Source organism: Bradyrhizobium manausense (assembly GCF_001440035.1).
Taxonomy (GTDB): Bacteria; Pseudomonadota; Alphaproteobacteria; order Rhizobiales; family Xanthobacteraceae; genus Bradyrhizobium; species Bradyrhizobium manausense.
The window spans coordinates 72,682-81,508 of sequence record NZ_LJYG01000101.1 but is presented as its reverse complement, the minus strand read 5'-3'; the positions used below and the strand labels follow the sequence as shown (position 1 = coordinate 81,508).

The following is an 8,827-nucleotide window of genomic DNA, read 5'->3' as shown; positions in this document are numbered from 1 at the left end:
CCCCTGCCGATACCTGATGTCCCTTTTGCGAGCGGCCGTTCATGCCGATCATTCGTTATTTCGTTTTCGTCGGCGGGCTGCTGCTGGCGCTGCTCTTCGCTGCTGAATGGTACCTGCCGGCCCCCGCCGAGCGCGCGGGCCCATCCGATCCGGACAGGAGCATCATCCGGATCGCCTCGGCGAGGAGCCTCCCGGAGAAGATCGTGTTCGACACGAGTCCGCGCGCCGATTTGCCGACAATGGCGCAGGCCGATCCGCTCCCCGAAAAACCCAAGCAGCAAGTGCGGGAAGCCCTGGCCGCAATGCCTGCAGCGCCTGCCGTCGAGGTCAAGAAAGAGGCGCCCGCCCGCGTCTCCTCAGGCCCCCGTCCGCATCCGAAGCGCTGGGCAAAACTACAGAAAAGGACACCCGACCGACGTCTCGCCTTCGAGCGGCCCGGCCCATTTGCCGGCGGATGGTGGTGACGGAATGCTGGCGCGCGATGCTGAAAATGAAAAGGCCGCCCGGCGACCCAGCGCGGAACGGTTTTGGTGAAAGCTCGCCTCGTCTGGTCGGAGACTATTCCGGACACCCAAGGCAGGCCCGCGTGAAGATACGGAACGCTGCCATTTTCGCGCCGTTGTCGGATCATGGGCGCAGGGTCGAGGAGTCGTCGCGATGCTGGAAACGAACGATCTGCTGGTGAAGTGTCCCCGGTGCGGTGCCTGGCCGATGGCCGTGAGCGCTCGGAGAAGCATGGTTGCGCAGCCCGAGGTTTCCTTCCGCTGCGCGCGCTGTGGCAGCGAGGAAGTCGGTCGCCTGCGTCATGCTGCGGGGCCGTATCCCGGCGGTCGCGGTCGCGACGCTGCGTGACGGGATGGGTCGCCGGCGTTGCGGCTCTTCGGAACGCGTCTCGTTTGGGGGAATTGATGGCCCAGAGGTCAACCTGAGAGGAGACGATCATGAAACCGATCCTTGTTGCCGCGTGTCTGCTGACCCTGGCATCGATTTCGCCGGCGGAGGCCAAGGGGTGCATCAAGGGCGCCATCGTCGGCGGTGTCGCCGGCCATATGGCAGGACACGGCAAGCTCGGCGCGGCCGCAGGATGCGTGATCGGGCATCATGAGGCCAACAAGCAAAAGAACCCGAACGATTCGAATGCCCAGGCGCCGTCGGGCCAGAAGTAGCGGCCGCCGGCCGGGGTGTCAGGGGCGCGTCGGATGAAGATTCGCCCCCATTCGGAAAGTCACATCGTCGGGCTCGAGGACGGCTCGCGCCATGCCCTGCCTTGAAGCGCAATACGGGGATATAGTCTCGCGGCTGCTGGTTTGAATTCGCGCTGGCTTCATTCGAGCCGCGCCTTCCCTCCGCGACGCGAGCATGCCCATGAGCGTTTCCGTCATCGAACAGGCCAAAATCCAGGCGCAGGTCCTGGTCCCGCTGGTCAAGGCGCTCCAGGCCGAGCTCGGCGAGGCGCGTGCCAACGCCATCGTACGCAAGGCGCTTGGCGAACTTTATCGCGGCTTCGGCGAGGCGTTTTGGAAAGCCAAGAACGAGAGCGATCTCGGCAAGGCCGTCGGCTCCGCCTTCGCGACTTACGCGCGCGGCGATGCTCTCAGCTACGACGTGATCGAACAGACGCGGGATGCGTTCGCCTTCGACGTGAAGCGATGCGCCTATGCCGACTTCTACAAGGCGCTGGGTGAGCCGGAGCTCGGCTTCCTCATGGTCTGCACCGCCGACTTTGCGACCGCGGACGGCTTCGCTCCGGATATCAAGCTGACGCGCACACAGACCATCATGCAGGGCGCCGATCATTGCGACTTCCGCTACCGGCGCATTGCGGAGGTATCGAAGGGAAGGGCGGGTGAATGATGCGGACGACTTGGCTTGCCGTCGCGGTGACGGCGCTGACGGCATCGAGCGCGAATGCCGCAATCATCGACTGGCAGGCCGAGCTCCAGCGCTGCCGCGAGCTGCGCGCGAGCGTGGCGCCGCTGCTTCAGGCCGGCGAGGGCATTTCTGCCGTCGGCCGCTCCAACCGATCCGTCCGTCGCTGCATCTGGATTCAGCGCATGGCGGTGCGCAAGAAAGTCCCCGGCGCGGAGACGTGGTAGCGGCGACTGTCAGTCGCGCCTGTTTTTCGGTGCGAGCAGCAAGTCCTTCAGTCCCTGTCGGATAGAGGCTCGGGCCATCAGGCAGATCGAGATCGGCGAGGTCGAACCACCGGGCCACAATCTCTGCGCCGTTGTCCTCGCGGAAGTCGGCCGCGAGCAGGCGCCCGTCGCGCCAGTGCAGGCCGATCGCGACGACGCGAATGTGGGAATGCGGGCGCCATGTGGTCATGGGGCATGGGATAGTCGCAGCAACGCGGTTTCGCAACGAAGGAAGGGGCACAAATGTCTCCCCATCGTCGTCCTGGCGAAAGCCAGGACCCCGGTCGGTGTGGTCGATGCGCGATGTGACTACCAGCGTTCGCAACAACGAAGTTTGGTGGTTATGGGTCCTGGCTTTCGCAAGGACGACATCGGAGCTTTAAGCTGCACCCCGCCAAAGCGCCGCCAAGAGTCTCATGATATCAGCCCTTGACCGCGCCGGCCGTGAGCCCGGACACGAGATAGCGGCGCACCGCCAGCGAGAAGATCAGCACCGGCGCCATCACCAGCGAGCCGCCGGCGGCGATCTTGCCCCATTCCCAGCCCTCGTAGTTCATGAAGTTGACTACGGCGACCGGCGCGGTGCGCGCATGGGTGCGGGTCAGGATCAGCGCGAAGAAGAAATCATTCCAGGCGTAGAGGAAGCACAGGATTGCGGTCGCGGCGATGCCTGGTGTTACCATCGGCAGCACGATCCTGGTGAACACCGTGCGCGTCCGCGCGCCGTCGACGAGGGCGGCCTCTTCCAGCGAGACGGGAATCGTGTCGAAGAACGGCTGCATCATCCAGATCACCAGCGGCAGGTTGAAGCTGGTGTAGACCAAAACGAGGCCGGTAATGGTGTCGAGCAGCCCGATCCAGCGGTAGAACAGGAAGAAGGGAATCGTGAACGCGATCGGCGGCGCCATGCGCGTCACCAGGATCGCGAAGGAGAGCGCATGCTTGGCGCGGCCGGACCAGCGCGAAAGCGCGTAGGCCGCAGGCACGCCGAACAGCAATGCGAGTGCGGTCGAGAGCGAGGCGCTGAGCAGGCTGTTGACGAAGGACGCCGAGAACGCGCTGTGCCAGAGCGCGACGTAATTCTGCAGCGTCGGCGTGAAGATCAGCGGCGGCGGAAATTGCAGGATCTGGTCATTGGTCTTGAAGCTCATCTGCAACAGCCACAGGAACGGCGACAGCAGAATGAGAAGTGTGATCGTGATCGCGATCAGCCGGCCTGAGGTGGCCTTGCGCAAGGACGACGTGCTCACGCCAGCGCCTCCTTGCGCCGGCCCATCCAGACCAGGCCCAGGCTGATGCCGCAGACCAGCAGCAGCATCACCACGGTGACCGCGCTGGAATAGCCGATCTCATTGGTGTCGAAGGCGAGCAGGTACGCATAATAGTTGGTGACTTCAGTGACGGTGCCGGGGCCGCCGCCGGTGAGCAGGAAGATCAGTGGGAACGCCTTCACGCTGTCGATCAGGCGGAACATGCCCGAGATCACCAGGATCGGTGTGATGAAGGGCAGCGTCACGTACCAGAAGATTTGCAGCTTGCCGGCGCCATCGACGAGGGCGGCTTCCGAATATTCGTCGGGAATGGTTTGCAGCGCCGCCAGCACCATCAGGAAGGTGAACGGCGTCCACTCCCAGGTGTCGGCGATGATGATCGAGGCCAGCGCGAAATCGACGCTCGAGGTCAGCGCCGGCAGCGTGAAGTGCAGCGCCTGCGCGGCATAGTAGACCGGGCTGATGTCAGGTGCGTAGATCAGCTTCCAGATCACCGCGACCACGATCGGTGGCAGCACCATCGGAATCAGGAAGAAGGTGCGCGCGAGCTCGACGAAGCGCGACGGCACGTTCAGAAGCAGCGCCAGCAGCATGCCGAGCAGCACCTGGAAAAGCACGCTCGCGACCGACAGCTTGGCCTGCACGGCCAGCGAGTTGACGAAGCGCGGATCGCCGGGCAGCAGCGAATAGTTGCGGAACGGCTCGCTGAAATCAGCGGCCGAGCCCGGCGTCGTCAGCTGGAACGGCGTCAGGCTGGTCACAACGAGATAGATCGCCGGCAGCACGGCGACCGCGAACAGCACGATCAGGCTCGGGGTGAGCGCGAAGGCGATGAACCTGCGGCGCTCCAGGTCAATTCCGCTCTCGGTCAATTCCACTCTCGCTCAAAGCTTCGTCCCGGCGCGGCGGAGTGCGGCGATGGCCTGGTCCTGCGCTGCGTTCATCGCGTCCTTGGCCCGCAGCTGGCCGGTTGCGACCTGCTCGAACGCCTTGTTGAGGATGTCGCCGACGATGGGAAACTCCTTCGAGGTGCGATAGGCCATGTAGTTCTCGCCCTTGCCTGGCAGCTCCAGCACCTCGAGATAGAGCGCGCCGAGGTCCTGGCCGTTCACCGTGTTGAGCTTGCGGTAGTCCTCGCTGCTGATGATCGAGCGGCGGCAGATCGAGGAGTGGCCGTGCTCCTTTACGAGCTTCATCGAGATCTCGGGTGAGAGCGCCCATTTGATGAATTCCCACGCCGCCTTCTGGTTCTTGGCGTTCTTGGGAATGCCGAGGCCCTGGCTGTTGGACGCCGGATAATCGTGCACGGGGCCGGCGGGCGAGCGCACCACGCGCGAGGTGTCCTTCACCTTGCTCTCGTCGGAGAGCAGGATCGGGCTCACCCAGGCGCTGGAATGGATGAAAATGTTGGCGCGGCCGGTCAGCATCGCCTGCCGCGCCTGGTCCTCGGTGTAGGTCAACACGCCCTTCGGCGCGCTCTTCAAAAGGTTCGCGTAGAACTCGACGCCCTGGATCGCCTCGGGCGTATTCAGCGCCGGCATCGGGTCACCGGGCGGATTCCTGAAGATGTTGCCGCCAAAGCCCTGGATGTAGGGCGGCAGATTCCAGTTGTGCAGGAACCACGACACCAGGCCGCTGACGCCATCGGTGCCGTTGATCTCGGCACAGACCTGCTGCAGCTCGGCGAAGGTCGTGGGGATCTTCAGTCCCTTCTTCTCCATCAGGTCCATGCGCGACAGGCCCATCAGCATGGCACCGCCTTCCCAGGAATAGCCGTAAGTGGCACCCTTGCCGTCGCGATAGGGCACCTGCGCGCCGTCGACGAAGTCTTTCGGATTCCACTCTGCCGGCGTCAGATTGGCATCGCTCGTGAACTCGTCGAGATTGGCGAGCAGGCCGGCCGCGATCCAGCGCGTCGCGAGCGTGAAGGTGACATTGACGAAATCATAGGCCGAGCCGCCCGAGGACAGCTCGAGATTGGCCTGCTGGTTGTACACCGGCAGGGCCGAGAGCTGGAGGTCAACCGTCATGCCGGTCTTGTCCTCGAACTCGGGGATGTATTTTTGCAGCAGCGTGAAGAAGCGGTGCTGGAACGAGGCGCCGTGCAGCGTCACGCCGGCAAATGGCTTTGTCTGAGCAATCAGCGGTGCGGGGAATGCGGCAAGTGCCGCGCCCGCGGCGCTGGCCTTCAGCAATTTGCGACGGGTGATCGAGCCTGCGCGCGATGCGTTTGTCATCTTTAACTCCCTCAATGTTGTCTGGCTTCAACGCGTCCGTCTGGTGCGGACGTTCTCGTCTTCGGCGTCTTTCTTCTTCTGGCGCGCCATGGCCGTGATGATGTTCCCTTCGGTGAGGTCCATCAGCTTGTGCATCGCCTGACGCGCACCGTCGGGATTGCGCGCCCAGATCTCGTCGAGCACGGCGCGGTGATAGGGCAGGCTCTTCCGTGGCGCGCCGGGATTTGTGCTCGACAAATCGAATGACATCCGCAGTGCGGCCGCGACCGTCGCGCCGAACGCGATCAGGAAATCGTTGCCGGTGGCGATGAGGATGCCGCGGTGGAATTGCAAGTCGGGCTCGGCATAGGCGACGCGGTCCATGCCGGCCGCGTCCATGCCGCGATAGGCGCGCTCGATCCGGGCAAAATCCTCGTCGGTGCCGCGCACCGCACAGATCGCGCAGGCCTCCGGCTCGACGATGCGGCGCACTTCGAGGATCTGCTTGGCGAACTCTTGCGCCGGCAGGGCCGACAGCGTCCAGTTCAACAGCTCCTCATCGAGCATGTTCCAGTCGAACCGCGCCCGCACATGCGTGCCGGCCTTCTGCTTCGAGGCGATCAGGCCCTTGGCCTTGAGCAGCGACAGCGCCTCGCGGATCGAGGCGCGGCTGACATCGAAGCGCGATGCGAGCTCGATCTCGCGCGGCAGCGTCGTGCCCTCGCGCCAGACGCCGGTCAGGATCATCCGGGCGACCTCTCGGGCGACCTGGGCGCTCGATTGCGGGCTGTCCTTGCTGGGAGATTTTGCCACGGTGATCCCGGATTCACGGAATAAAATGTCTGATTTATTGCGGCTTCCGACGAAGAAGCGCCGAGAACACCGCTCTTGGTTGCAGATAATCAAACCCGGCCTGGTTTGACAAGAATTATTATGTCAGACATATTTTCTATTGACTCGAGCCGCGCAAGGACAAGGCCATCGTGACAAAGCCCCACATCATCCTGGTCATGACCGACCAGCAGCGTTTCGACACGATCGCGGCGACCGGGCATCCCTATATGAAGACGCCGAATCTCGACCGCCTGGTGCGCGAGGGCGTCTATTTCGACAATTGCTTCATCAACGCGCCGAGCTGCGTGCCCTCGCGCGCGGCGCTGTTCTCCGGCCTCTATCCGCATGCCTCGGGCGTGCTGAAGAACGGCCAGCACTGGCAGAAGACCTGGGTGAGCAAGCTCGCCGAGGCCGGCTATCACTGCGTCAATGTCGGCAAGATGCACACCATCCCCTATGACGCGAAGGCCGGCTTCCACGAGCGCTTCGTGGTCGAGAACAAGGACCGCTTCTTCGAGGGGCGCTGGTTCGCCGACGAGCTCGACAAGGCCTTTGCCGCGCACAAGCTGACCAAGCCGTCGCGCGCCGGCTATCGCAGCCTGCCTGATTATGGTGACCGCATGGGCGCCTTCACCTGGGAGATGCCGAAGTCGCTGCACCCGGACATCTTCGTCGCGGAGACCGCGATGTGGTGGCTGGAATCTCGCCCCAAACCCGACGCGCTGTTCATGCAGATCGGCTTGCCCGGACCGCATCCGCCCTATGATCCCTTGCCGGAATATCTGGAGCATTATCTCGCCCGCAACGACCTTCCGGTGCCGCACCCGACCGAGGCCGAGATCGAGGGTCTGCCTGCGTACCTGAAGGAGAAGCGCCGTCACGACACGGAAGTGGACCACGACGCGGTGTCATGGAAGCTTGCACCGACGCATGAAGAGTTGCGCCGGCTGCGGGCACATTATTATGCCAACGTCACGATGATCGACGAGCAGATCGGCCGCCTGCTGACGACGCTGGAGGACAAAGGTTATCTCGACAATTGCGTCGTCATCTTCATGTCGGACCACGGCGACAATCTCGGTGAGCACGGGCTCAGTCAGAAATGGTCGATGTACGAGCCGGTGACGCGCATCCCGCTGCTGTTCTGGTCGCCGCGTCGCTTCTCGGACGGCCGCCGCATCCGGGAAAAATGCCAGCTGTTCGATCTTGCGCCCACGATTCTCGATCTCGCCGGTGCCGAGCATCCAAAGCCGTTTCAGGCCCGCAGCCTGCTGCCGGCGCTGAAAGGTGAGGCATGGACCGGGCGCAACTTCGTGTTCTCCGAGCAGGCCGGCGACGTCGCCATGACCGGCGCAAGGCTGATCACCATGGTGCGTGATGACAGGTGGAAGGTCGTGTTCATCCACGGCGCGGCGGACGGGCAATTGTTCGATCTCGAGACCGATCCACGCGAGCGGCACAATCTCTGGAGCGCAGGCGAGCATGCCGGCGAGATCAGTCGCCTCAAGGACGCCTTCATCGACTGGCGGCAGAACAGCCTGCTCGAGACGATGGACCTGAACGCCGCCGCGCGGTGAGGGCGATTTCTTCGCCTCTCCCCGCATGCGGGGAGAGGCCGTGAACCGCCGCTGCGGATGCAGCACGGATCACTCCACCAAATATTTCCTCACCGCCGCCTCGTCCCATTCAATCCCGTTCCCCGGCTCCTCGCCCGGCAGCGCAAAGCCGTCCTTGATCCTCAGCCGGCTCGCCAGCACCGCATCGGCCCAGTCGACATATTCCAGCCAGTGCGCCGTCGGCGTGACGCAGAGCAGATGCGCGCTGACCTCCGAGAACAGATGCGTCGACATCTCGATGCCGGCGGCGTGCGCCAGTGACGCGGCCCGGAGCCAGCCGGTGACGCCGCCGATGCGCTGCACGTCGGGCATCACGTAGTCGCAGGCCTCCGCCGCTAGCGCCGCCTGCATCGCAAACGCGCTGTCGAAATTCTCGCCGATCTGCACCGGCGTGCGCAGCGCGTCGGCGATGCGGGCGCAGCCCGCATAGTCGTCGTGGCGGATCGGCTCCTCGATCCAGCTCAAGCCTTCGTCGTCGAGCATCTCGCCACGGCGGATCGCCTCGGTGACCGTCAGCGCCTGATTGTAGTCGCACATCAGCGTCACCTCGTCGCCGACCGCCTTGCGCACCGCGCGCACCACGGCGAGATCGTCTCGCGCCTCCGGCCGTCCGACGCGGATTTTTGCGGCGCGAAAACCCTCGGCCAGCAGCTTGTGGGCTTCCTCCACCGCGGCGCCCGCAGGCATGATGCCGAGGCCCTTCGAATTATAGGCCTTCACCGGCTTCGGCGCGCCGCCGAGCAGGCGGGCCAGCG

10 protein-coding genes are annotated in these 8,827 nt (G+C 64.2%); 5 read left to right on the top strand and 5 right to left on the bottom strand.

Annotation, left to right across the window (positions count from 1 at the left end):
• Positions 1-41 precede the first annotated feature (41 nt).
• The 4 genes from AOQ71_RS25395 (at position 42) to AOQ71_RS25380 (ending at position 2,096) form a co-directional block, all read left to right on the top strand.
• On the top strand, positions 42-464 hold the full coding sequence (locus AOQ71_RS25395) for a hypothetical protein (RefSeq protein WP_057752677.1): 423 nt from the start codon (positions 42-44) through the stop codon (positions 462-464).
• 477 nt (positions 465-941) lie between these two features.
• Positions 942-1,166, top strand: a complete 225-nt coding sequence (locus tag AOQ71_RS25390) for a hypothetical protein (protein WP_057752674.1) — start codon at positions 942-944, stop codon at positions 1,164-1,166.
• Positions 1,167-1,365: 199 nt separating this feature from the next.
• On the top strand, positions 1,366-1,854 hold the full coding sequence (locus AOQ71_RS25385; RefSeq protein ID WP_057752672.1) for an L-2-amino-thiazoline-4-carboxylic acid hydrolase: 489 nt from the start codon (positions 1,366-1,368) through the stop codon (positions 1,852-1,854).
• The gene (locus tag AOQ71_RS25380) at positions 1,851-2,096 is read left to right on the top strand and encodes a hypothetical protein (protein ID WP_057752669.1); all 246 of its coding nucleotides are present in this window, start codon (positions 1,851-1,853) and stop codon (positions 2,094-2,096) included. Before AOQ71_RS25385 ends, AOQ71_RS25380 begins: the two co-directional genes overlap by 4 nt.
• 461 nt (positions 2,097-2,557) lie before the next feature.
• Here AOQ71_RS25380 and AOQ71_RS25375 read toward each other — a convergent pair whose 3' ends face one another.
• Genes AOQ71_RS25375 through AOQ71_RS25360 form a run of 4 tightly spaced genes read right to left on the bottom strand, consistent with a single transcriptional unit; the run spans position 2,558 to position 6,435 of the window.
• Complete coding sequence (locus AOQ71_RS25375) at positions 2,558-3,385, bottom strand: carbohydrate ABC transporter permease (protein WP_057752666.1); 828 nt, start codon at positions 3,383-3,385, stop codon at positions 2,558-2,560.
• Positions 3,382-4,284, bottom strand: a complete 903-nt coding sequence (locus AOQ71_RS25370; RefSeq protein ID WP_057752663.1) for a carbohydrate ABC transporter permease — start codon at positions 4,282-4,284, stop codon at positions 3,382-3,384. Before AOQ71_RS25370 ends, AOQ71_RS25375 begins: the two co-directional genes overlap by 4 nt.
• Before the next feature lie 6 nt (positions 4,285-4,290).
• Positions 4,291-5,643 (bottom strand): ABC transporter substrate-binding protein, encoded by a 1,353-nt coding sequence (locus AOQ71_RS25365; RefSeq protein ID WP_057752660.1) that lies wholly within the window; start codon positions 5,641-5,643, stop codon positions 4,291-4,293.
• Between the two features lie 27 nt (positions 5,644-5,670).
• Complete coding sequence (locus AOQ71_RS25360; protein WP_205668262.1) at positions 5,671-6,435, bottom strand: FadR/GntR family transcriptional regulator; 765 nt, start codon at positions 6,433-6,435, stop codon at positions 5,671-5,673.
• Between the two features lie 170 nt (positions 6,436-6,605).
• On the opposite strand from AOQ71_RS25360, the gene AOQ71_RS25355 reads away from it, so the two are divergent.
• Complete coding sequence (locus AOQ71_RS25355; RefSeq protein WP_245317117.1) at positions 6,606-8,033, top strand: sulfatase family protein; 1,428 nt, start codon at positions 6,606-6,608, stop codon at positions 8,031-8,033.
• Between the two features lie 69 nt (positions 8,034-8,102).
• Here the strand turns inward: AOQ71_RS25355 and AOQ71_RS48495 are convergent, their stop codons facing one another.
• Complete coding sequence (locus AOQ71_RS48495) at positions 8,103-8,759, bottom strand: enolase C-terminal domain-like protein (RefSeq protein ID WP_245317135.1); 657 nt, start codon at positions 8,757-8,759, stop codon at positions 8,103-8,105.
• Between the last annotated feature and the right edge of the window lie 68 nt (positions 8,760-8,827).